18 protein-coding genes are annotated in these 22352 nt (G+C 61.4%); 8 read left to right on the plus strand and 10 right to left on the minus strand.

Going from position 1 to position 22352, the window contains the following annotated elements:
• The first annotated feature begins 13 nt into the window (after positions 1 to 13).
• Positions 14 to 2725 (plus strand): type VI secretion system ATPase TssH, encoded by a 2712-nt coding sequence (tssH, locus tag V8J85_RS08920; RefSeq protein ID WP_339953377.1) that lies wholly within the window; start codon positions 14 to 16, stop codon positions 2723 to 2725.
• 24 nt (positions 2726 to 2749) lie between these two features.
• Here tssH and V8J85_RS08925 read toward each other — a convergent pair whose 3' ends face one another.
• Positions 2750 to 3628 carry a LysR family transcriptional regulator gene (locus V8J85_RS08925; protein WP_339953378.1) on the minus strand — a complete coding sequence of 293 codons (879 nt, stop codon included), beginning with the start codon at positions 3626 to 3628 and terminating at the stop codon, positions 2750 to 2752.
• Between the two features lie 19 nt (positions 3629 to 3647).
• On the opposite strand from V8J85_RS08925, the gene V8J85_RS08930 reads away from it, so the two are divergent.
• Positions 3648 to 3887 (plus strand): hypothetical protein, encoded by a 240-nt coding sequence (locus V8J85_RS08930; protein ID WP_339953379.1) that lies wholly within the window; start codon positions 3648 to 3650, stop codon positions 3885 to 3887.
• 59 nt (positions 3888 to 3946) lie between these two features.
• Here V8J85_RS08930 and V8J85_RS08935 read toward each other — a convergent pair whose 3' ends face one another.
• Genes V8J85_RS08935 through V8J85_RS08945 form a run of 3 tightly spaced genes read right to left on the minus strand, consistent with a single transcriptional unit; the run spans position 3947 to position 8367 of the window.
• Positions 3947 to 6262, minus strand: coding sequence for a M23 family metallopeptidase (locus V8J85_RS08935; protein ID WP_339953380.1), 2316 nt, complete (start codon positions 6260 to 6262; stop codon positions 3947 to 3949).
• 13 nt (positions 6263 to 6275) lie between these two features.
• Entirely contained in the window at positions 6276 to 7883 is a 1608-nt protein-coding gene (locus V8J85_RS08940; RefSeq protein ID WP_339953381.1) for a caspase family protein, read from the minus strand.
• 55 nt (positions 7884 to 7938) lie between these two features.
• Complete coding sequence (locus V8J85_RS08945) at positions 7939 to 8367, minus strand: DUF1036 domain-containing protein (protein WP_339953382.1); 429 nt, start codon at positions 8365 to 8367, stop codon at positions 7939 to 7941.
• A 133-nt stretch (positions 8368 to 8500) separates the two neighbouring features.
• On the opposite strand from V8J85_RS08945, the gene V8J85_RS08950 reads away from it, so the two are divergent.
• The 6 genes from V8J85_RS08950 to V8J85_RS08975 all read left to right on the plus strand — a co-directional run bounded on the left by V8J85_RS08950 (position 8501) and on the right by V8J85_RS08975 (position 12163).
• A complete protein-coding gene (locus tag V8J85_RS08950; protein WP_339953383.1) occupies positions 8501 to 8812 on the plus strand; it encodes a hypothetical protein in 312 nt (103 codons plus the stop codon).
• A 101-nt stretch (positions 8813 to 8913) separates the two neighbouring features.
• Entirely contained in the window at positions 8914 to 9360 is a 447-nt protein-coding gene (locus V8J85_RS08955) for a hypothetical protein (protein ID WP_339953384.1), read from the plus strand.
• Between the two features lie 34 nt (positions 9361 to 9394).
• Positions 9395 to 10033, plus strand: coding sequence for a MotA/TolQ/ExbB proton channel family protein (locus tag V8J85_RS08960; protein ID WP_339953385.1), 639 nt, complete (start codon positions 9395 to 9397; stop codon positions 10031 to 10033).
• Positions 10033 to 10509 carry an ExbD/TolR family protein gene (locus V8J85_RS08965; protein WP_339953386.1) on the plus strand — a complete coding sequence of 159 codons (477 nt, stop codon included), beginning with the start codon at positions 10033 to 10035 and terminating at the stop codon, positions 10507 to 10509. The genes V8J85_RS08960 and V8J85_RS08965 overlap by 1 nt, the downstream gene beginning before the upstream one ends.
• Positions 10506 to 10910: an ExbD/TolR family protein gene (locus tag V8J85_RS08970; protein ID WP_339953387.1), complete on the plus strand. Its 405-nt coding sequence runs from the start codon at positions 10506 to 10508 to the stop codon at positions 10908 to 10910. The genes V8J85_RS08965 and V8J85_RS08970 overlap by 4 nt, the downstream gene beginning before the upstream one ends.
• A complete protein-coding gene (locus tag V8J85_RS08975) occupies positions 10907 to 12163 on the plus strand; it encodes a hypothetical protein (protein WP_339953388.1) in 1257 nt (418 codons plus the stop codon). The genes V8J85_RS08970 and V8J85_RS08975 overlap by 4 nt, the downstream gene beginning before the upstream one ends.
• Here V8J85_RS08975 and V8J85_RS08980 read toward each other — a convergent pair.
• The 6 genes from V8J85_RS08980 to tssK are packed head-to-tail and all read right to left on the minus strand — an operon-like array spanning position 12160 to position 22282.
• Positions 12160 to 14250: a serine/threonine-protein kinase gene (locus V8J85_RS08980; RefSeq protein ID WP_339953389.1), complete on the minus strand. Its 2091-nt coding sequence runs from the start codon at positions 14248 to 14250 to the stop codon at positions 12160 to 12162. The two genes, V8J85_RS08975 and V8J85_RS08980, sit on opposite strands and share 4 nt — an antisense overlap.
• On the minus strand, positions 14247 to 15029 hold the full coding sequence (locus V8J85_RS08985) for a PP2C family protein-serine/threonine phosphatase (protein WP_339953390.1): 783 nt from the start codon (positions 15027 to 15029) through the stop codon (positions 14247 to 14249). Before V8J85_RS08985 ends, V8J85_RS08980 begins: the two co-directional genes overlap by 4 nt.
• Positions 15026 to 15727, minus strand: coding sequence for a type VI secretion system-associated protein TagF (tagF, locus tag V8J85_RS08990; protein WP_339953391.1), 702 nt, complete (start codon positions 15725 to 15727; stop codon positions 15026 to 15028). Before tagF ends, V8J85_RS08985 begins: the two co-directional genes overlap by 4 nt.
• A 2-nt stretch (positions 15728 to 15729) precedes the next feature.
• The gene (gene tssM / locus V8J85_RS08995) at positions 15730 to 19308 is read right to left on the minus strand and encodes a type VI secretion system membrane subunit TssM (protein ID WP_339953392.1); all 3579 of its coding nucleotides are present in this window, start codon (positions 19306 to 19308) and stop codon (positions 15730 to 15732) included.
• Positions 19309 to 19352: 44 nt separating this feature from the next.
• Entirely contained in the window at positions 19353 to 20951 is a 1599-nt protein-coding gene (icmH, locus tag V8J85_RS09000) for a type IVB secretion system protein IcmH/DotU (RefSeq protein ID WP_339953393.1), read from the minus strand.
• The gene (gene tssK, locus V8J85_RS09005; protein WP_339953394.1) at positions 20951 to 22282 is read right to left on the minus strand and encodes a type VI secretion system baseplate subunit TssK; all 1332 of its coding nucleotides are present in this window, start codon (positions 22280 to 22282) and stop codon (positions 20951 to 20953) included. The genes icmH and tssK overlap by 1 nt, the downstream gene beginning before the upstream one ends.
• Between the last annotated feature and the right edge of the window lie 70 nt (positions 22283 to 22352).

The raw sequence follows: 22352 nt of genomic DNA on the forward strand, positions 1-22352 counted from the left end.
AAAGGATCGCATCATGGCTGAAATCAACATCGAAAAATACGCAGGCAAGATGAACCGCCTGGGCTATGACGCTTTCCTCAAGGCGATGCGGCAGGCGCGGTCCGAGAAAAACCGCAATGTCGGGACGGCGCATTGGCTGTTCCACATCGTTTCCGACCAGAAGTCCGACATCTCCTGCACCCTGCGCGAACTGGATCTGGACCGGGGCACGGTCCTGAAAGATCTGATCGCCGCCATCGATAAGCTCGACAAAAACGTCACCGAGACCCCCGGCATCGCAGAGGGGCTGTCGGACACGCTCAACCACGCCTGGACCTACGCGACGCTCTTCTTTGGCGAGGTGCAAATCCGGTCCGGCCACGCCCTGCTGGCGATGCTCAACGACCGTAACCTGCATCGCGAGATCACCCGCGCCTCTGCTATTTTCAACGATATCTCCGCCGACCAACTCGGCAAGGAAAGCCGCTCGCTCTGGAAAGAAAGCGACGAGGAGGAGATGCGGCCCATGGACGGGTCCGGCCTGCAATCCGGCAGTGCGCCCGCCGAGGAAGGATCAAGCGCCTCTACCGCCCTTGGCCGGTTCAGCGTCGACATGACCGCCGATGCCGCCAGCGGCAAGATGGACCGCGTCGTCGGTCGCGACGACGAAATCCGCCAGATCATCGATGTGCTGCTGCGCCGCCGCCAAAACAACCCGATCCTGACAGGCGAGGCGGGCGTGGGCAAAACGGCCATTGTCGAAGGCTTCGCCCAACGGCTCGCCGACGGTGACGTGCCGCCCACGCTGAAAGGCACCCGCCTGCACATGCTCGACATCCAGGCGATGCAGGCCGGGGCCTCGATGAAGGGCGAATTCGAACAGCGCCTCAAATCCCTGATCGACGAGGTGCAGGCCAGCCCCACCCCCATCATCCTCTTCATCGACGAGGCGCATACCCTCATCGGCGCGGGCGGCGCCCAAGGCACGGGCGACGCCGCCAACCTCCTGAAACCCGCGCTCGCGCGCGGTACGCTGCGCACCATCGGCGCGACGACCTTTGCCGAATACCGCAACTATTTCGAAAAAGACCCGGCCCTGACCCGCCGCTTCCAGCCCGTCAATGTGGACGAACCCGACAATGACCGCTGCGCCTACATGCTGCGCGGCGTCCTTGGCCCGATGGAGGCCCATCACGGCGTCCGCATTTCGGACGAGGCGATCGTGGCCGCCGTCAACCTTTCCGCCCGCTACATCCCCGCGCGGCAACTGCCGGATAAAGCGGTCTCGCTCCTCGACACAGCCTGCGCCCGCGTGGCTGTCAGTCAGGCCAGCATCCCAGCGAAGATCGGCGACCTGCAAGCTGCCATCGCCGCGCTCGAAACTGAAATCGCCAGCAAAACCGCCCAGCGCGACCTTGGGGAAGAAAACGAGGAACGGCTGCAAGAGGCTGAGGAGGAACTGAAAGAAAAACGCGAAGAACTGGAAAGTTTCGAAGGCAAATACACCGCCGAGAAAAAGATCGTCGATGACATCCTCGCCCTGCGCGCGGAACTCGCCAAGGCCGAAACCGGGGTCGAGGACGCCGCCGAACCCGCCGATATCGGCGATGCCCGCCCCGACAGCGAGCCGGAAGAAGACATCGCAGACCCCCGCGACCCCGACACGATCCGCGGCGAAATGCTCGACCTGATGGCCAAACTCGACGCCACCGACGCCGACGACCGCATGGTCTATGCGCATGTGGACGAACAAGCCGTCGCCTCCGTCATCTCTGACTGGACGGGCATCCCGGCGGGACGGATGGTCGTGGATGAACTGCAACAAATCCTGACCCTCTCCGACCACCTGTCAGAGCGCGTCATCGGCCAGGATCACGGCCTGAAAATGATCGCCAAGCGGATCGAGACCAGCCGCGCAGGGCTGTCCAACCCGAACAAGCCCATCGGTGTCTTCATGCTCTGCGGCCCATCCGGCGTCGGCAAAACCGAAACCGCACTAGCGCTGGCCGAGAGCCTCTATGGCGGCGAACAAAACATCATCACGATCAACATGTCCGAATTCCAAGAGGCGCACAGCGTCTCGCTCCTCAAAGGCGCCCCTCCCGGCTATGTCGGCTATGGCGAAGGCGGGCGGCTGACCGAGGCTGTTCGCCGCAAACCCTATTCGGTCGTCCTGCTGGACGAGATTGAAAAGGCCCACCCGGATATCCACGAACTGTTCTTTCAGGTCTTCGACAAGGGGATCATGGAGGACGGGAATGGGCGGGCCATCAACTTCAAGAACACGCTGATCCTGCTGACCTCGAACGTCGGCACGGATGTGATCATGGAGATGGGCGACGGCGGTGAGACGATCCCGGATATGGATGAACTTGATACGGCGATGAAACCCTTCCTGCTGGAAGTGTTCCCGCCGGCACTATTGGGTCGGATCGTCACGATCCCCTATTTCCCGCTGGGCAAAGAGGTGCTGGGCGGCATCACGAAACTCAAACTTGGATCGGTCGCCAAACGGCTGCGCGAAGCGCACGGGGCTAGAATGGTCTATGGCGACGACGTGCTGGCGCATATCGTCGAGCAATGCCGCGACCCCGACAGCGGCGGGCGGATGATCGACAACATCATCACGAACTCCATCCTGCCCGATCTGTCGCGTCAGGTGCTGTCAAGGATGGTGTCGGGGGAAGAAATGAAAGAGGTCAGCATCGTCATGAAAGACGGGGCGATCGACTATGAATTCGCGTAGCGGAACCATGTCTTAAGGTGGATTTCAGTCCACATCCCCCTGCGCCAATAGCCAGGTTTTGAACAGCTTCACCCGCTCCGACAAAGGCCCCGGCGGGTGGATTATGTGATACCCCTGCCCCTGCCGCCGCTCTGTCATCACCGCCACTAGCCTTCCGGCTGCGATATCATCGGCGACGATCGCGCTTGAGACGACCGACAGGCCGGCCCCTGCCCGGACCGCAGGAAGAAGCAGGCCAAAGGTGGCGACCTCGTTCATCTGACAGCATGCCAGATCGAGGCCCATCGACGTGACCCAGCGCCGCGCCTCTTTGTGCACCGTTTCGAAAATCCAGGGAAGGTCGGCGACATCGGCAAGGTTATCCGCCTTGCGGCCCTTCAGCAGCGACGGGGCACCGACGATGGTATAATCCGAAGCCACCAATGCAGTGGCCGCCACCCCCGGCCAGTCGCCCATGCCATAGCGGATGCCCAGATCGAATCCGTCCCGTCGCAGGTCAGTGACTCCGGTGTCGGGGTTGATCGAAACCGCCACGCCGGGATGCGCTGTCCAGAACCCTGCAAGCCGGGGCATCAGCCAGTTTTCGGCGAAAGTGGGTGTCGTGGTGATCGCGATGGGCCTCTCTGCCGCCTCCGACGCAACAGCGCGGACGCCGCTTGCGATCTGGCCGAAACCGTCGCTGAGTGCGGTGGCAAGTTGCCGTCCGGTGGCGGTAAGCGTGACGCCCCGCCCTTCACGGATCATTAGTGAAGTCGTTAACTGCGCCTCGATCGCACGCACGTGTTGCGCAATGGCGGCGTGGGTCACGTTCAGCTCGCGCGCTGCCTGGCTGAACGACCCGCAACGTGCGGCAGCTTCGAACGCGCGCAACGCGGCGAGAGATGGCAGATCACGCCAATCCATATGAAAGTTGAGCTAACATATGAAAAATCATACGAAGTCGCTTTTGCATATTTCAAGAAGTATTTTGACGGCATCGTTTTTGAAAGGGCAAGTCATGCTTACAAAACTTGAATCAATTCTTCGTCCCCGCCGACCGCAGCAAAACTGGAATGCACCCGATCATTGGAACCACCATCACGCCCGCCGCACCCGCGCGCAGATGGAAAAAGAGGCCGAGCTGCGCCGCCATCGCCTTTATCGCGATGCATGGATGTGGTGAATGCGCCGCGCGGCAGGGTCCGATGAAATTCCGATGGAATTCCGACGCTTTTCCGATCGTCAGATTTCCTCGCCCAGCAGCGCGTCGATCGCCTCGATATAGGTCCGGATTTCAGGGGTCATCGCGGGCGGTCGCGGGGTGCTGGCCCCGCTACTTCCTGCGCCCCGCATCTTGCGCTGGGCCCAGGATTTCAGGTCGGCGATGGTGTAGTTGCGCAGAAACGGATTGGCGTTCACGACAGCCGCGCCCATCACCGCGCGCACGGTCAGCTCGTCCGCCGACGACAGGACCGTATGCGCGCCCCCCGGTCCAAGGAAATGCGCCAGATACAGGCGTCCCGCGTCGATCCGGTGACCCCGCGCGCGCAGGAAATTCTCGTTCTCGCGGGCAAGGTTCTGCACCATCCGCCGCGACAGCGTAGGGTCCGTCCGCAACGCAAGAAGTTCGCCTCGCAACATCGTTCTGTAAAGAGAAGGTTCATATTCACGCATCATCCGCAACCAGGTGCTTTCGATGAATTGGCCAAGGCCGGTTGCCGTGGACAGCGGGTTTTTGGCGTTCGCGTTACCGGCGCTTTCGACCTTGATGATCTGATCCGTCAGCGCCTCGACCGCGGCGGATGCGGTCATCCCCCCGGTGACAAAAGTGAATGGATCGAAAGGCTCGTTGTCGCGCCGCAACTCGAAATGCAGATGCGGCCCGGTCGAACGTCCGGTGGTGCCGACATAACCAATGACCTCGCCCGCGCGCACCCGTTGCCCAACAACAGATGTAGGTGCGAAACGGTCCATATGCGCATAGCGCGACTGCAGGCCGTTGGCGTGGTCGATATAGACGACTTTGCCATAGCCGCCGCCGTTGCCAACCTTCGCGAACGTGCCATCCAAGGCGGCAACAATCGGTGTGCCGGTGGGTGCGGCCCAATCGACACCACCGTGAAGCCGGACCTCTTTCAGGACCGGGTGAAACCGGGGGCCATAGCGCGAGCTGAGTGTACCGTTCACTGGTGTCAGAAAGCCAAGACCGCCATTGCCGCCCATCTGACCCGTCTTGGTGAAACAGGCATATTCGCTGGCTTGACCGCCCTGCCCGACGCTTTTGGCGACATAACACGGCATGCTGCCAGACGGACCGCTGATCGCGACATAGGCGATCTGTTCGAGGCCATCGCCCCGGTTGGGCGCATAAAGCAAGGTAACCGAGTCGCCAGGCGCCGCTACGGCCTCGAGATCGTAGGCTTGCGACAGGATCGCGATCAGTTCGCCCACCAATTCCGTCGGCACCCCGTTGCGGATGACGGCGCTGTAGATCGCGTCGAGCAAACGGTAATCACGCACCTCCCCTTCTGTGCTGCCCGATTGTGCGACCAGTTGTGACAGGTCCTCTTGCACCCATGGATCACCCGACCGGATATAACCCAGCAGACCATTCCGCGCGAGCGCGCCAATCCGACCCTCAGGCCCATAGATCGTGACCTGCAAGGGCGTGAGTTGCCGATTGATCTGCTGCTGTCGCAGCGCGACGATCGTGCCGACCGGCAACCCGTTCTCGGTCTGGATCGCGGCGAGTTCCGGCATGGTTTCCGCGGCCGCGTCGGCGATGCTTTGCGCGATATCCGGTGTGACATCATTATCGGTCAGGAAATCGGTCAGTTCCCGCGGTGCCACGAACCGCACGACGAGATCTTCGAAGATTTTCTCGCGTTCCGCCTCGGGCCGGACAAAGGCGACCGAGGTCGTGTTTTCGATTTGCGTTTCGACATAAGTGACGCTGTCGTTGCTTTCCTCGCCCAGCGCCTCACCCCAGCTATTGTCCTCGTCTTCGACCGTCACGGTCTGGCCGTCCCCCACGGGCTGACTGACGGCGGCGGCAAGCGAAGGATCGAGGTCGAGCGAGCGGCTGCGCTGGGCTTGAAAAAACGCGAAATCCTCTCGGCTCGAGGGCAGCGACGTCATCAGACGGCTTTCGCGCACCACGAGATCTTCGATCAAGAGCGCCAGTTGATCGGGCCTCGCGGGCCCGAAGCGGGCCGGGTCCAGGGAGGTATCGCTGGTATTGCGTTGCTTGCTGGTCGTGCTGGCGGCAAAGCGCAAGATCATCGGATCGCCGGGGATATCCACAAACGGTGTGCTGAGCCGCGTGGCCGGTGGGGCGCCGGCCGTTTCCACCTGGGTGATTTGTTCGGCATCGTCGTCATCTGTGGTTGCCGCGATCGGCGCGTCATCAGGGCCGCTGAACAGCCAGATGATACCGGCGCCGATCAGCCCTGTGATCGTCAACCCGCCACCACCGATCGCCGCCCATGCCAGTCGCCTTTGCATCCGCCTGCGCTTAGCTGCGGCGCGGGACTGGCGAAATTGCGGATCGACATCCATGGTATTGCGGGACCTAGCGGAAAATGCCTGTACCGGTATTGCGGTTGATCGTACGGGGCGGTGTTGACGTTTGGGGTGCGCGTGTCGGGGCTGCCTGTGGCGCAGGCTGTTGCCGTGGCGCCTGCTGACGGGGGGCCTGCTGACGCGGGGTGGATGCCTGCGGTTGCCGTACCGGTTGGGCGATCGCGGGGCAGGTCACGTCATCGCGCAGCATGATCTGGCGAAAGATCAGCATTGTCGGTTCCTGCGATGGCGCGGCTTCGCCGATTTGTTCAAAGTATCGCGCGACCGATCGGCGCGACCCCGGCCCCCACGCCCCGTCGATACCGGCGTTATAGCAGTTCATCCGCTGCAATTCCGTTTGCAGGGCGACGATCAATTCCGCATCGGGGGGATCGAAAGCCCCGCCATCGACAAGTGACCCGAAAAGCTCTGGATCGTCTTCGCGTAATGACCGTCTGTTTTCCAGGTCGCGATAGTCGAGCGTTTCACCGGAAAACGCGCTTGGTTCCTCGGCCGTGGTACCAAAGCCTGCTTCGATCGGTTGGTTCAACAGCCCGACGATGATCGAAGGCTCGGGCAGGCCGCCCGTGCCGGGCACAGGGCGTGCGGTCGTCTCGGTCACGGGTGCCGGGGTCGGTGCCACCGACGGCGTCGTCGCAGGTTCCTGTCCGCGCGATATCGCCCCGATCCTGCGGGGCGTCGCGGACACGGGTGCGAGCGTCGTGCCGCCGCTGACCGCCCTGACGGGCGACGTCAGAACCCGTGTCCCTGTCGTGATGACCCTGTTGGTATCGATGGGCGCATTGCTGCCCGGGCGGTCCACGGCGATACCACTGGCCTGCCAGATCGCGATGATGTTGTCCCGCGCGGTGGGCGATAATGTATCAAGATAGGCGTAGTCTTCGGCGGTCAGCTGTACCTCGCCGCCCCCACCCCCGAAAAAGAACGGTTGGGCCAGGGTGGAGTTGACGAAATAGGATGTTTCCAAAAAGAACGCTTCAAGCGGCAACCCCTGTAATTCCAGCCGTTCGCGCAGTGTTTCGGTAAATGCCCGGTCGGGCTGTTCGCATGTCGCACCGGGTCCGACGCTCCCCGCCATGAACAGGCCGTTATCCGTCGGGATGGCCCCCATCGTCGCGGTCACGGTTTCTTCTACCTCGGCGTCGCCGGCCGTGTCGTCGGGCCGTGCGACCGGGTCAGCGCAGATATCGAGGAATGCGATCGTTGCGTCGCGCGTCCCAACACCTGCCTGCGCCAGAAGGTCGGACAAGGCGATCCTATCGGTCCCGTCGCCAAGCAGCAGATAGGTTTCATCAGCCTCTGCGCTGGTCCGCCCTGCATAATAGATCACGACCGCCCCGGTTTCGGCGGCCAGGATGTCCAGTTCATCCGAAACATCGGCGAGCGTCGGGTTGGTCAGACGTTTCGCGGCATAGCCGAACCCTTGCAAAGCCGCCGACATCTGACTGGCGCGGCGTGCGATACCCGCACCTGGGTCGCTGTCGGAATAGCCATCATTGGCGATGATCAGGGTGCGTTCGGCTTGCGCTGGCGTGGTCAGGCCCAGCGCAAGCATCGCCGTGATCAAAATGCCGAAGTGACGCGATTTCGCTGCCATACCGACCCCGTGCGGTTTCCATCGTACCAAGTTTAGCCCAGTCGCATGACGCATGCTATGGTGGAGGTGCCAAAAAGAGGGTCCAGCGTTCGGTCTCGAGCGTGTCGACCTCAATAAAGTCCACTGGGACCAAACCGTCGACGACGCAATCGCGTTCGCCTTTGACCTCGAATCCATCCGGCGCCACGCAAAGGGAGACGGTGCCGCGCAGGATTTCCTTGCCGAAGACGTCTTGCGCGAAGACGTAGATGTAGCGCGATTGCAATTCGTCCCGGATGACGTTGGCGCATTGGTTCGGGCCGACCGTCCACCAACCGCGGGTGACAAAGCCGTCTTCTTCGAACAGGCCGATGGCGACGTTTACGACATCAAACGATTGATTACACACGGAAAATTGCGCATGCGCCGGGCGTGGCGACAACGACAGACCCAACAGACATATGTGGCAAAACAGGCGCAATGGACGGGAAAGGTTCAAAATCACGTGACGGTAATATCTTGAATTGTTTCGGTTTTGAACACGCTCTGTTAGGGCTGTTTCTTAAATTTACTGCCCTTCGACGTTTTTCATGTTATGATAAACTATATGGGGGCCTAATGAGAGGAGGATTGTCACGATGGCACGTCCTTTGAGCACGTTTTTAGCAGGTGCCGTAACGGCCTGCGTTATCAGTGCAATCCCCGTTGCTGGCGCCGCGCAGATGCGTGATGTGGCGCCGTCCGGTTCGTTCAGTTTCGACGCATTCTTCGGGTCCGCACAACCGCAGACCCTGCCGCTGGAAATGTCCGGCGATTCGGATTCTGTCGGAACACCGTTCCCGACCGAGATTGCCGAGGTGATGGTACAACCCGCCATCCCGGATGTGCAGACGACCCGTGTACGGTCGCGCCTGATCCGAAACACGTGGTCCGTCGGGGTCTTTCGCTAAAGGCGTATTGACACCTGTGGGTTGATGCGGCCCAATCCCTTTGACTTGTGTACGCGCAACGGGGCCAACCCCGTGTGCGATGAAACGGATCGAGGGATGTGATGAATTTCAAGACTTTGATGACCTTGCTGACGGCCGCATCGACTGTGGTCGCTTTTGCGGCTGCCCCTGCCATGGCGCAAGATGGACCGGCCCGATTTTCGCTTGATCTGAACAATGCGGCCAATATCGAGGGTGATGGTGGATGCCGTCTGACCTATGTGGCCAATAACGGCACTGGCGCGGCGCTGGAAGCCGTGTCGTATCAAGTCGCGGTGTTCGATGCGGAAGGGATCGTTACCGACCTTCTGATCCTTGAATTCGGGGCATTGATCGAAGGCAAGACGAAGGTTGTGCAGTTCGATCTGGCGGGCCGCGCCTGCGAAGATATCTCGCGCATTACCGTCAATGAAGTCGCTGCATGCACCCTGGCCGACGGCCAAACGGGTGATTTCTGCATGACAGGGCTGGAAACCGGGTCGCGCGGCGCCATTCAGTTCGGTATCTGAGCGCCTGTCGCCTTTTTTCGTGTAAGGACATTTTATGAACGCCCCGGACCTTTCCGCCCTGAACGCGCCGACGATCGCGGTCTTCGCGGCGCTGGCCGTCATGTCGCTGCTTGCGGTGACGGTCGCCTTTTTCAAGACATTCCAGTTCGCCCGTCTGGGCGTTGGTAAGGTACGCCGCGCCGAAGAGGTGCTGGCCGATTGGTTGGGCGGGCGTGCCGACAAGGCCCTGCAAGCCGCCGCGGGCCGCAAATCCGTGCTGGAACGGGTATTGCAATCGGTCTTTGCCGGGCTGCGCGCGAAACCGGATGATCGCGGCTTTGCCGAGGAATTGGGGCGGCAGACTGCTATCGTGGAACTCTCGGCGATGACCAGCCGCATGCGTCTGTTGGAAACCGTCGTGCAGGCGGCCCCGATGCTGGGCTTGCTGGGCACCGTGATCGGGATGATCGATGCATTCAGCACCCTCTCCACAGCCGAGGGCGCGGTTGACCCCGCGCTTCTTGCGGGTGGTATCTGGACGGCCCTGACCACCACCGCGGCAGGCCTTGCCATCGCGCTTGTGACTTACTTTGTCGCGACGTGGCTGGAAGGCCGGATCGAAAGCGAACGGCAATCGATCGAGGCGCTGATTTCCGCCGCGATCAATGGCCGTGTCGACACCAAGACGGCCTGATGTCCCAAACGGCCGAGGCATATACGGCACGTGAACATCCGGTGATGCAGCCGCGGTCATCGCGCCGCTATCGCTTTGCCCTGACACCATTGGCCGATGCGATGTTTCAGCTGCTGATCTTCTTCATGCTGACGTCGAGCCTGACGCCCTATTCCCTGCTGACGATCCGCAGCGGAGCCGCCCCTGGTGAGGTGGCAAGCGACCCGGACGCGACCCCATCGGAAGAGCCGGCCATCCCGGGCGATAACGCCTTGGTCTGGACCGTCCGTGAGGGTGAGGTCGTGTCGAACAATGTGGGATATGGGTTGGATGAGTTGTCGTTTCTGGCGGGCATTGTCGGTCAGGACACCGAGGCTCAGGTGATCCTGATCCTGGAAGATACGGCACGCGTGCAGGACTTGACCTCGGTCCTGGAGGCGCTGACCAGTGCCGGGGTCACATCGGTCCAGATCGCGGAGACGGGAGGCACCGGATGATCCGCGCCCTGCCGCAACGCAAGTCCGGTGTCGGCATGGATGTGTCACTGGCGATCGTGAATATCGTGCTGTTGCTGATCTTTTTCTTTCTGGCGACCGGGCAGTTGTTGAACCCGCCGACCCAGGGGATCGAGATTGCCGAAACCACCGAACTGCCATTGGATCAGTTGCCGCAACCCATTCTGATTGTCCGCGATGGCGGGAATTGGCAGTTGGGTGAGCAATCGGTGAACCCGGACCTGTTGGGTGCGGCGATCGCGGAATTAGAGGCGCCGTTTACCTTGCATGTTCTGATCGCGGGCACGGCGCCGGCTGAAACGTTGCTGGATATTCTGGATCGCCCGGCCTTGGCCGATATCGAGATCAAACTGGTCACGCTGCGGCGGAGCATCGGGTCATGATTTTCGGGGATCGTAAGCGCCGCACATTGCATTGGGCCGAGGCGTTTGGGGCCTCTGCCGTTGTGCATCTGGGGGCCGCCGTGCTTGCCTTTGATCTGTTGCCCGAGCGTTTGGCTGCGGTAGAGCCGGAACCCGAGATTGAGATCGTCAGTATCGTGCTCGAGGACGATCCGGTGGTGTTGGAGGCTCCAGAGACAAATGCGCCACTGGTCGAGGATCCGATCGAAGGCGAGGGGGAGGATCCGCCACCTGTTGTTGCAGAGGATCCCGATGCCGGGGGCGCGCCGGACGAACCAGAAACCCCGCCTGAAGAACCCGCAGCGCCGGAAGAGCCGGAATTGACGCCACAGACGCTTGCCCCGGTGGCGACGGAAACGGCAGTGGCACCGACTGATATCAGCCCCTTGCGGCCAGAGGATGGTGCGGCCACGACCCTGGCCCCGGTGACGGCAACCGCGCTTCGCCCGGTCGCGCCCACGGCACCTTCGTCCGTGACGCCCGGCGCGACGGCGGAGGTGGCGGCGGCACCGGTCATCAGCCTGACCCCATCCGGCGCGACGGCGCTGCAGCCGACATCCGCGTTGCCGGACCTGCCGCAAGCCACAGCACAGGCCCCGACGCCAGACGGCGCGACCGCCGGCGGCGCGGTCAGCGAATTGATCACCCGCATTCGCGGGCGTTTGACCGATCCCTGCCTGCTGGCGATACCTCAGCAAGGTGCCGATGATGTTCCCGAACTGGTGATGTTTGGTTCGGATGAGAATGCGATGTCCAGCTTTGCCGAGGCGGTGCTGGCCAATCTGGACCCGCGACCAGGATTCACCCGTAATCTGACCGACTCAAGGCAGTGCGCCGCGTTGAACTATATTCGCCAGAACCGCGCCTATCCTACATTTCGGCTTGGGATGGATATTGATGAAGAGGTCATCAATACGGGCGATAGTCTGACCGGGCAGATCACGAATACGGCCGGGCGCTACATCTCGCTTTTGATGGTGGATGACAATGGCGTCGTGACCGATCTGGGCGATGATCTGAGCTTTACCCCGAATACCGCCCGTTTCGATGTCGTGCTCAGCCGGACGGGATCGGCGCGGGACACCAAGGCCGTTCTGATCGCGCTGGCGACAGCCGGTCGCCCGCAGGCGCTGAACCCGCAGAATGGGCAACTCGCCGAGGACTATTTCACTGCACTGGCCGAAGAAGTCGGGGTGAACGTGCCGATCGTGATGGCGACGTTCGATATCCGCTAAGGAATGTAGTCAAAGCCAACCAGAGCGATCCCGGCGCGGTCTGCATTGCCTGCTTTGATTTCAGCCTCGATCAGTGGCAAGAGGATCGCTGCGTCGCGTCCGTCGACAGACGCCGCGGGGGTCCGCAAAGTCGACTCTGTCGCGACGACAAGAACGATCTGGGGCGTTGTTGTCGCGCCCTCGTCCGGGCGCAGGCCGAATTCGAATGTCGCCCGCCCGCTGGCCTGTTCGTTCAGCCGCCCGGTCAGATTGAAGACACCGCCCGTTTCACTGACCAAGGCCAGCCACGCGGGTCGACCATCGCGCCCGCCCAACTGTCCGATCAGCGGCTCATCGCCGCGCATTTCGTCGCTGTCGAGCGATAGAAACGGGGGGCTTGCCTCTGGCGTGCGGATCGCGTTGGCAAGAGCAATGGCCGGGCATTGCGCATCGGTGATGACGTGTTCTTTCATAGCAGGACGTGCGTTGAATTGCGCCTCGTAAGCGTCAAGCAGACCGTCGAACGCCGCTTCCGACGATGAAAAGCCGACGATTGTGCCGCTGTCCGCCCCGCCATTGATCCGCGTGACGAAAGTGCAGGCGTCGTTGGACCAGCCAGACAAAAAACCTTCGCGTGATGATTGATCGAAACCACCGGTTTCGGTGTTATTCTGCGGCAGCTGTGTCGGTGTGACGGTTACCGTATCCTGCGGGCCGATCCAGCCTTGCTGCAGCGCCAGATATCCGCCAATGCCGCCAAAAATCAAAAGCACAACGAGCCAGCGCAGGATTCCGCCCCCAGCAGGCGGTTCGGGTACAGGCGGCGGGGCGGCGAGGTCTTCCAGACCGGTCGTCGCGCCAAACGGGCTGGCCGACGCGGTGTCGCCCGATGCCGTTCCGAAACCAAGTGTTGTCGGCGATTGCACCGGTGGCTGTTGCAGCCCCTGTGTACCGCCGATTTGCGGCGGTGTGCTGAAACCCGATACGTCACTTGGTGAACCGTCAGTGCCGCGATACTTGGCGGGAACCTTGTGCGGGTCGTCCAGCATGGCGATCACGTCAAGCATGCGCGCCGGGCGATCGATGGGATCGGGTTCCAGCATATGCGCAAGCAGGGGCCGCAGCACCGGATCGATATCACCGAGGTCCGGAATTTCGCGACGGGCATTGACGGCCTCCACGATCGAAGAACCCATATCAAGGGGCTTGCCCCGCAAGGCCGCGGCCATCAGCAAGCCAAGACCATAGATATCCGTGCGCGGCCCGATCTCGCCCCCGAAATGGCCGAGTTGTTCGGGCGAGATGTATTTGAACTTGCCCGCCAACTGCCCGTGCAGCGTGCTTTCCGCCATTTCGGCCGATTTGGCGATGCCGAAATCGATCAGCACCGCATCGTCCACCGATCCACCGCGCAGCATGACGTTATCGGGTGACAGGTCGCGATGGATCACGTCCATCTCGTGCGCGCGGTCCAACCCGGCGGCAACGCGGCGTATCAGACCCGTCGCCTGTTCCAGCGTCAGCGGCGCGACATCGCGCATGTGATCGGACAGCGCGATGCCTTCGATGAATTCCATGATCAGGCAGAACCGATCCAGATCGGCATCGCGCACGAAATTGTAGTAGCGCACGATTGCCTGATCCGAGAGCTGGCAGAGCACCTTGGCCTCGCGCATGAAAAGGGCTGCGACCTTTTCGTCGTGGGCCAGCGATTGCAGCACGATCTTGATCGCGACGTCGTCGCCGGTAAAGACGTTTTCACCGCGGAAAACCTCGCCCATGCCGCCGGCATTGATCAGTTTCTTGATCTCGTAATTGTTGTTGATCAACGTGCCGATGGGCACTGGAACGGCGGGGGCGTTTTCCGTCGGCGGCGCCGTGACCTCGGGTTTCGGCGCGGGTGGCGGGATCGTGACGGGATCGGTTGCGCCGGGCGCGATTTCGGTCCGGTCCTCGGTCGATGTGGCGATCTTGGTCCGATCGTCGATGGGCGTCACGATTTCGGTTTTGTCGTCGTCCGACGCGGGCTGCGCGATCTGCGTCCGGTCATCAACGGGTTTGGCGATCTGGGTCTTGTCCTCGGGCGGGTCGGTATGTTCGTCGGTCATGCCTCACCCTCCCAATAATCGTCATCCGGGGTGACGAGCGCCGGGGCCGTACAACGGACAACCACGGCTGTGACATTATCCTTTGCACCGCGGTCAAGTGTCTGGGCGATCAAGCCGTCGCAGATCGCTTGCGCAGGCTGATCAGAGCGTAGCGCGTGGGCGATGTCATCGTCGCTGTTGTGTTCGGTCAGGCCGTCGGAGCAAAGAAGGAAGATGTCGCCCTCTATCACCGTATCTGCGACCGTATCGCAACGTGGCGCATCGGTGACGCCGATTGCCCGTGTGATGACGTTTTTGCGCGGCCAGTTCGCTGCCTCTTCCGCCGAGATCAGCCCGGCCTCGAACAATTCGCGGACCTCTGTGTGATCTTTGGTTTGCTGGGTCAGCACCCCGTCGCGCAAGCGGTAGATTCGACTGTCGCCGGACCAGATGCAGATATAGCGATCCTCGTGCGCGAGAAGCCCGACGATCGTGGCGCCGACGGTGCCGCCGCCAAGTTCTTTGGCATGATCGATGATGCGGCCATGCGCGTGGCTGAGCCGTTCCATGAATCGAACCTCGAGGTCTTCGGGCGAGGTGGCGAACCCGACCGACGACAGTTCAGCCACGATGGTCTGGCTCGCGACGTCGCCGGCCTGATGCCCGCCCATGCCGTCCGCCACGACCCAGACGCCGAATTCGGGTTTGACGAGGTAGCTGTCCTCATTGTGCGCGCGTACCCGCCCGGTGTCGGTGGCGGCCCCGGTTTCAATCGTGAAGTATTCGGTCTGAACCGTCATTGCGCCGCATCCCGCGTCGGGGGCGTATAGGGCGCACCCATCATCCATGCAAAGGCTGCGGCACCGGGCAAGCCGTCGGTTGCATAGAGCGCGGAACTGTCTGAACCGCTGCGCCAGAGATAGGTGCGGGTCGCGTGCGCCCGGGTCGTCTCGGCCGCGGCGACATCGGCCCAGAGCCGGGTGATGTCCCCATCGGGGCGCGCCGCCCAGAAATCGGTGACGGGGAGCGGGTCGGCGGGGCTCGGATCATCCAATATGGCAGCGGCAAAGCGTGTCGCCATGTCGCGTGCATCGTCTTGGTCGCGATCATAGCCGTTCAGGAACGTATCGATCCCATCATAAAGGGTTTGATCGGCATGCATGGGGGGTGGCGCGATATCGGCCCCTTCAACGCCAGCCAAAAGCGGGAACCGACGCCCGACCTTGTCGCGCGCAGGGGCCATCATGCCGCAGAAACCGCGCCCTTCGGGCGTCAGTGCGGGCCCGATCCAGATGCGCATGATGGGGGCGCTGTCGTAGTGATCCTCCCACAGGTCGGCAACGCCGTCGCGCAGATCGGGGAGCATCTGGCCAAGCCAGTGTTCGAGAAGGTCGCAAAGAGGCTGCGACAGCCCGGCGATGACGAAATCACCAAAGGCGGGGTGCTTGCCGTAAAAGCCAGCGGACAATGCTGGTGTATGATCCTCCCCCTGCGCCAAGATCAGTCCACTGTTTGCGGGCAGGTGAAACTGCGTAGTTCAGGCATGGTGAAGGGGTTGAAACTGGTGGCAAATGTGACTTGCAGGCGCGCATTTCGGCCTGCGAATTCATGGGTCAACTCAAGTCCGTTGGGTAAGTCTCTCTTGCCTCGGCCCTCGTTCAGGAAGTTAACGATGGCCCATGGCCCACCTCTCCATTGTTTGGCCGGGACGTCTGTTTGAAACTCCGTTTCGGTACTCATCTCGATGTTGGAACCTGTGCCCGGCCAATCGACCTTTGGCGACGTCCCTTCGTTGATCAGTTCAATTAATTCACCATTGACGTTAAGAAGAATGTTTTTCAGATCAGCGGGCAGCTGACGTGGCGAAAATGTAATCGGAACAAGAGGTTGATCACCGCCGCCTTGAAAGAACGCCCTTTGGATTCTGTCGGCGCGTTCGAACTGCAGAAGCATGTTTTGAGACAAGCGACCGGCAAACGGGCTTTCTGGCCGCACGCGAAATCCTTCGACAGTTTTATCGACATGCCTGCTGAGGTACGTGTCATAGAAGCGCTGCATCGTGCCATTGGGCCCGAAGAAGCTGGAAAAATCGCGAATGGACGTTCCAGATGCATTGGCCGGATCAAAAGGAAAGAGCCCCGCGATCCCCTGACGACATTCGAACGTTACCGTATTGGCCAGTTGCCGGTTCATCTCGGCGATGTCGGCATTCGTCGATGACTCACTGAAATCGGCTTTGATCTTGGACGTGAACCGCGCCATCGTTTCGGGAAGCCGGGAATTGTTGCGGTCGAGGTCGGCGAGAATGCTACGCAACAGTTGACCGCCATCGGCGTCCGTCCCCGATTGTGCCGTCAAACGGCGGTTCTGGTGCAACTGGTCCAGCGTCTCTGTGATCGTGTCGATCGGTCGACTCCCTGTCGCTGTATTCACTTCCATCAGCACATGCCAAAGGGTGAACCGATCTTCGAGCCGCTCGGCTTCTCGCCGAACGCCGCCATCGCCACCACCACCGCCGATTTGACTTTGGTTTTTGGTGCTGTCTGCCGCAGCTTCAAGCAGGATCCGCTCCAGGCCGCCGGTTCTGCCCAAGACCCGCTGATAGAGCTTTCCGCCGATCGCCGCACCTGCGCCTTCACCTTCAGTCGGGGTTGCCGTCAGTTCCGCCGCCAGATCGTCAAGGAATTGGGTCAGTTTCGTCTGTTCACTAACCGCCCCAGCCAGTCGTACAATCGGTGAAGCGAATTCCGACGCTGCGGTACCCAGCGCACCGTAATTCGGGGCCTCATCGGCCATGTTGTTGACTTGCACCCGGTCCAGCATGCTGTTCCATGCCGCCTCGAATTCCTGCCCGTACCGCCGCTGCAACGCCTGATCCAGCCCGGCAAGCTGGCTTTCATAGTTGACCGCATCCGCCTGCTCGCCCAGCACCCATTGATCGTTTTCCAGGACCTCTTTGACGGCGATGACCTGTTCGAGGAAGAAGAACCAATAACCGTCGAACGTGTAGAGACCCGGCACCGTCAGATCGACGAAATCGCTGCCGTCATTGGTGGACAGGACGATCGGGCCTTCGGGGGCCAGCGTTTCTGACAGGTTGAAATCGGGTAGCGACGAAAACCGCGCCTTGTCTTCGATGATGGCATAGGCCTGATCGACCAGCGACATCTGCACGATCGCGCTGCGGGCCTGCGTCACGGCGGCGTTGTCGATGGGGATGTTGATATCGCGCGTATCGTCAAGTTCCAGCATATTCGCCAGATGCAGGTTCAGCGCCTCGCCCGTGGCGCGGCTGCCGACGCTGCTGAATTCATTGTCCCAGATCTCACCGAACCACGCCTGGATCGCGGCGTCATCCGGGCGCGGGCCAGCGCCGGCAAGCAGCATGTAGACCTTGAGCGCGCGATAGATGTCCGCCGGGTCGCCCGCGTTACGCAGGGCGGGCAGTTGTTCCTCAACGGCAAGCACCAAGCGGGGGCGCAGCATGAGTTCCAGCGCGTCGCTATAGGACAGGCGTGCCGCGTTGTTGATACGGCCAAGCTGGCGCAGGCCCAATCCGTTCCATGGTTCTGCCTCGACCGGACTGCCATCGCGCAGCGGGACTTCAAGCATGCGGTCGAGATATGGCAAGACCGACAGGACTTCGCTGTCGTCGATTTCCGTCGTCGCCAGTTCGAATTGTGCCGCATTGGCGTAAGACGCGGTCTGTTCGGCGACCGTATCGACATAGGTCTTGTTCTGCCAAAAGCTGAAGCCCAGCCCGGCGAGCAGGCCCGCCGTCGTCAGCCCAATCATCGACAGGCCGGTGATCCGCAGGATGCGCGCACGCCGCACGGCGCGGGCATCGTGGCCGACCCAATCCTGTTCTTCGAAAATCACCCGTTTCAGAAGATCATGCAGGAAGAAACTTTTCCCCTGCCCTGACATGAACGATGGTGCAAACGCGCCGGGGGCCTGATCATTGCGGGACATCGCGCCAAGGACCTGGTCGATTGGCGTGCCCTCTTGCGTGCCGGAGGTGAAATAGAAACCGCGCAGGATCGCGTTGGTCTTGTAGCGGGTCGGTTCGAACACCCGGCGCAGGAAGTCGGTGACATTGTCGCGCAACAGCGCCATTTGTCCGGGCAGCCCGAAGATCGCGACGCGGCTGATCCCGTCGGGTTCTTCGGTCAGGCGGTCCATCAGTTCGTCCGACAGACGCGATACCAGCAGGTCGAATTCTTCTGGCACCTGTTCGTGGGTCAGCGCCTTGCGGTCCTTGGTCTGGAACGTCACGCCCCAGACGGACTTGCGCCGGTTGAGGCTGAAGCTGCTGAAATATTCCCGAAAGCCCGAGATCAGGTCAGCCTTGGTGAACAGGACGTAGACCGGGAAATCGATGCGCAGTTTTTCGTGCACTTCCGCCAGACGCGCGCGGACGATTTCGCTGTGTTTGGACAATTCCTGCGGCGTGGCATTCATCATGTCTTCGACCGAGAACGCCAGGATCACACCGTTGATGGGCTGTTTTGGCCGCGATTTCTTGAGCAGGTCCAAGAATGATTGCCAACTGCTTTCATCAGCGACCTTGTCACTGTCTTGCGTGGTGTAACGCCCGGCAGTGTCGATCAGGATCGCGTCTTCGGCGAACCACCAATCGCAATACCGCGTGCCGCCAAAGCCTGACACGACGCCTGCATCCTCGGCATTCGACAAAGGAAACTCGATTCCGGAATTGCGCAGCGCCGTGGTTTTGCCCGCGCCGGGCGGGCCGATGATCACGTACCAAGGAAGGTCATACAGATAGGACGCGCCGCCGGATTTCTTGAGCGTGGCCAGCGCGTCGTTCATACGTTTGGTCAGTTCTGCACCGTCGCCTTGTGGAACAGCTGGGGTCAGTGCCTCTTCGATCTCGCGCGCGGCGGCGCGGCGTTTGCGCCAGCGCAGGATCTGAAAAAGCAGGATCAGGCCCACGATGACGCCGATCAACGTCGCGCGCAGCCATATCGTGGACAGGAAAGCGACGCCGGTCATCGGAAAGCCGATCCAGATGGCGATCACGACGCAGATGATGCCGAGGATGATGGCCGGAATACGCATCCATGGGCGCCAACGCAAAAGACGGAAGAGACGGCGGAAAATATTCAAAACGTGCCCTCCCGTGCGAGCAGGATTTCGACACGGCGATTTTGCGCTTGGCCTTCGCGGGTGGTGTTATCGGCGATCGGCTCTGCCTCGCCCCGGCCTTCGACAGTCATCCGCTGGTAGGCGGCAGCGCAGGCTGGATCATCGCTTGGGGTGGATGTTTGAAGCTGCTCTCCATCACCCAACGACAGTTGGAAAGTGTCAGGCGCGCAATCCGGCGCGATCAGCCCCGCTTTGAGTATGCTGGCGACAGCTTCAGCACGCGCGACGGATAATTCCTGATTGGTCTTGAACCGTGCATTTCGACCTGGTTGAGAACTATCCGTATATCCAATTACGCGGATTGGACCACGTTCGGAATTCAGGGTGTCGATGATATCCGGCGCAACCTCTTGAAATTGCGGTTTGACCTCGGCGCTACCCGAGTCGAACAACAGCGCGTTGCCGACACGCACAAAGATGAAATCGCCTCTGATGCCGACGTCTACGTCTTCCCTCGCCAGAGCGTCGCGCACCCGTTCCAACTGTGTTTCGTCAGGAGGCGGCGGCGTAAAGAGCTCTGTCGGGAAATTCCTGACCAAGGTCAGACCGGTCAGTTCCGGGTGCAATTCGTTCAATTCGGTCGCGACGGCATTGCCATCGCGATTGATCAGCGTCGACAGCGCCGCGAAGGCGCCCACCAAAAGCACAGCGGCGATACTGGCGTAAATCCACATCGGTAGCCCACCGAATTTGCGCCGTCCAGCCAGCGGGACACCCGCCCATTTGACCGAGATATCCTCGTCCGGGCGTGGTTTTACCCGGCGCAATGTTTCATAAATCGCAGAGCGGATGCGAGACAGCTCGACAGTGCCGTTGGGCGCCGTGCGATACTGCCCTTCGAACCCCAGTGACAGGCAGGTCAGCATCAGCTCCAGTAGATCGAACCGTTGGGCGGGGGCCTGCATGGCCTTTTCCGCCTCTTGAAAAAACCCCACGCCTGAGTCGCGCCGCTGGAAGAAACGGGCGACCATGGAATACTGGCTCCACGCGCCGCGATCCGCGCCGGGCAGGTTCTGAACGATATCGTCCGCCGTACCGCATAGTGCGTATTTGGCCACCTGCGCCTCATGCGGGTCGGCACCGGCGGCGACGGCGTTGGCTTCATACTGGCTGAGTTCCCGGGTCACATGGTCCATCAGCGGCTGGACCTGCATTTCGACCATGCCGGTGCGGAGACGGCCGAAAAGGATCAACAGATTGGCGGCGGCAGCAAGCAGTGGGTTGCTGGGGCCGCCTTTGCCCAGACCCTTGGCACGCAGGGCCTCTTGCAGGCTGATCCGTGGGGTCTGCAGCGGCGCGGATTGCGGCGCTTCGCTGGGTAGATCGGGGAAAAAGCTGTCGCTGGGCGCATTGGGTCGGCCGATATCACCGCCCGGCTGCGGGACGGCCCCGCCAAGCCAGGTGTTGCCGCCCTGCGGCGCAGGACGCCCGAATGGTGCCGGGCTCGGCGCAGGCGGCGTCGCGCCGCCGATGACGGTGCGGTCACCGCCCGGCGGGTTGGGCCGCGCCCCGGGAAGGGGCCCGCCAAAAACCGTCTTGTCATCATCGTCGGACATCAGGCTTTCTCCGGTATGGCCCAAAGCTCCAGTTTCAGTTCGGGCCAGTCACCTGCGAAATGCATCCCGATCGCAGGTGCGGTCGAGAATTCCTGCCAAAGCGGCGTGTTCCGATCCAGCAGGAAATACACGTTCGTGGAAATCACCCTGATTTGTTTGGGCGGATTTGGCAAATGCATCAGGCTGATGCCGGGCAGGTTGTTCTTGACGATCTCTGACATGCGGGTGTTCGGCCCGACTTTGCAGAGTTCGGGGAATTGCTGTTGGACCTGGGTCAGTGCCTTGCTTGCATTGACCTCGACCACGAATGTCGCGTCGCGGAACAGGTTCCGGTCGCGCACTTCGGCCAGATAGGAATTCTGGCGCACCCGCTGCAGATCAAGCCGCACCGCGCGGCCAACATCGCGGCTGAGCAGGCGCTGGATGTCTTGCACGACGGGCGTGAACGTTTCTTTCAGATCGCCATGATCATAGGGCTTGTATTCCCGTGCCATCCGTTCGCCATTGTCGAATGTGGCCAGTTCACCCGCAAAACCGACCAGGCGTTCATAAAGCCGCTCGGGATGTACCGCACGGCCATGTCCCATATGGCGCAAAACCCCGATTTCACGGTTCAGCACCATCAACATAAGATAATCGGTCGCCTGCATCCCGCCACCCGCCGACGGATCAGAGGCATAGCGTGCGAGGCTGCCCAGCTTCGCCTCGATCCAGCCGACGACACGGCTCAGATAACCTTCGACAACCGGATGGACGGCCAATACCAGTGCAGGCGGCGGCACGGTGTCATCGAGAGAGATCACACCATCCCGCACCTCGTTGATCCGTGCGATGCGCAGGCACTGATATCCGGGTTTCGCCGATTTGCGGATATCCAGTTCAAGCCGGGGCACCGCCGTGTCGATCTGATGTTCGATCCGCGCGCCAGAGGCATTGTCGGCCACCGTTTCGGTCGAAAGCTGATAGCGCGTGGTGGCGGCATCGGCGCCTAACCCGACATCCTGGCCGTTCTGGCTAAGATCGGGCAAGGTCAGCCAGACGAAAAGGCCCTTCGCGTCCTCGGGCACATCCACCGGCATGGGCAGATCGCCCGCGTTGGGCGCGTCAAAAGGCGTCCCGTCGGGCATGATACCGACGACGCTGCGCAGCCCGAGCCGCCCTTGCTGCGCCATGTCGCGGTCGATCGTCATCTCGGACAGGCCCCATGGATAAGGGGTCATCACATCCGTCCGCGCCTGGATCAGCTTTTCAAGATAGCGATCACTTTGCTGCAGATGCTGCGGTTGCAGGAAAAGACCTTCTTTCCAGGCAACTTTGCTAAACCAAGACATAAGGCTCCAATCAATTCAGTGGCGCAGTCGTGTTCCTTTGCCGGGCAAGTCTGGAACCTTGACCCCAAAG

It is taken from the genome of Yoonia sp. 2307UL14-13, assembly GCF_037572755.1.
Classification (GTDB): domain Bacteria; phylum Pseudomonadota; class Alphaproteobacteria; order Rhodobacterales; family Rhodobacteraceae; genus Yoonia.

Coding starts and splice junctions, on each gene's coding strand:
- tssH (WP_339953377.1), top strand. CDS start 14: ATGGCTGAAATCAACATCGAAAAATACGCAGGCAAGATGAACCGCCTG.
- V8J85_RS08960 (WP_339953385.1), top strand. CDS start 9,395: ATGAACGCCCCGGACCTTTCCGCCCTGAACGCGCCGACGATCGCGGTC.
- V8J85_RS08980 (WP_339953389.1), bottom strand. CDS start 14,250: ATGACCGACGAACATACCGACCCGCCCGAGGACAAGACCCAGATCGCC.
- icmH (WP_339953393.1), bottom strand. CDS start 20,951: ATGTCCGACGATGATGACAAGACGGTTTTTGGCGGGCCCCTTCCCGGG.
- V8J85_RS08940 (WP_339953381.1), bottom strand. CDS start 7,883: ATGGCAGCGAAATCGCGTCACTTCGGCATTTTGATCACGGCGATGCTT.
- V8J85_RS08985 (WP_339953390.1), bottom strand. CDS start 15,029: ATGACGGTTCAGACCGAATACTTCACGATTGAAACCGGGGCCGCCACC.
- V8J85_RS08950 (WP_339953383.1), top strand. CDS start 8,501: ATGGCACGTCCTTTGAGCACGTTTTTAGCAGGTGCCGTAACGGCCTGC.
- V8J85_RS08975 (WP_339953388.1), top strand. CDS start 10,907: ATGATTTTCGGGGATCGTAAGCGCCGCACATTGCATTGGGCCGAGGCG.
- V8J85_RS08930 (WP_339953379.1), top strand. CDS start 3,648: ATGAAAAATCATACGAAGTCGCTTTTGCATATTTCAAGAAGTATTTTG.
- tssK (WP_339953394.1), bottom strand. CDS start 22,282: ATGTCTTGGTTTAGCAAAGTTGCCTGGAAAGAAGGTCTTTTCCTGCAA.
- V8J85_RS08970 (WP_339953387.1), top strand. CDS start 10,506: ATGATCCGCGCCCTGCCGCAACGCAAGTCCGGTGTCGGCATGGATGTG.
- V8J85_RS08965 (WP_339953386.1), top strand. CDS start 10,033: ATGTCCCAAACGGCCGAGGCATATACGGCACGTGAACATCCGGTGATG.
- V8J85_RS08925 (WP_339953378.1), bottom strand. CDS start 3,628: ATGGATTGGCGTGATCTGCCATCTCTCGCCGCGTTGCGCGCGTTCGAA.
- tssM (WP_339953392.1), bottom strand. CDS start 19,308: ATGCGTATTCCGGCCATCATCCTCGGCATCATCTGCGTCGTGATCGCC.
- V8J85_RS08955 (WP_339953384.1), top strand. CDS start 8,914: ATGAATTTCAAGACTTTGATGACCTTGCTGACGGCCGCATCGACTGTG.
- V8J85_RS08935 (WP_339953380.1), bottom strand. CDS start 6,262: ATGGATGTCGATCCGCAATTTCGCCAGTCCCGCGCCGCAGCTAAGCGC.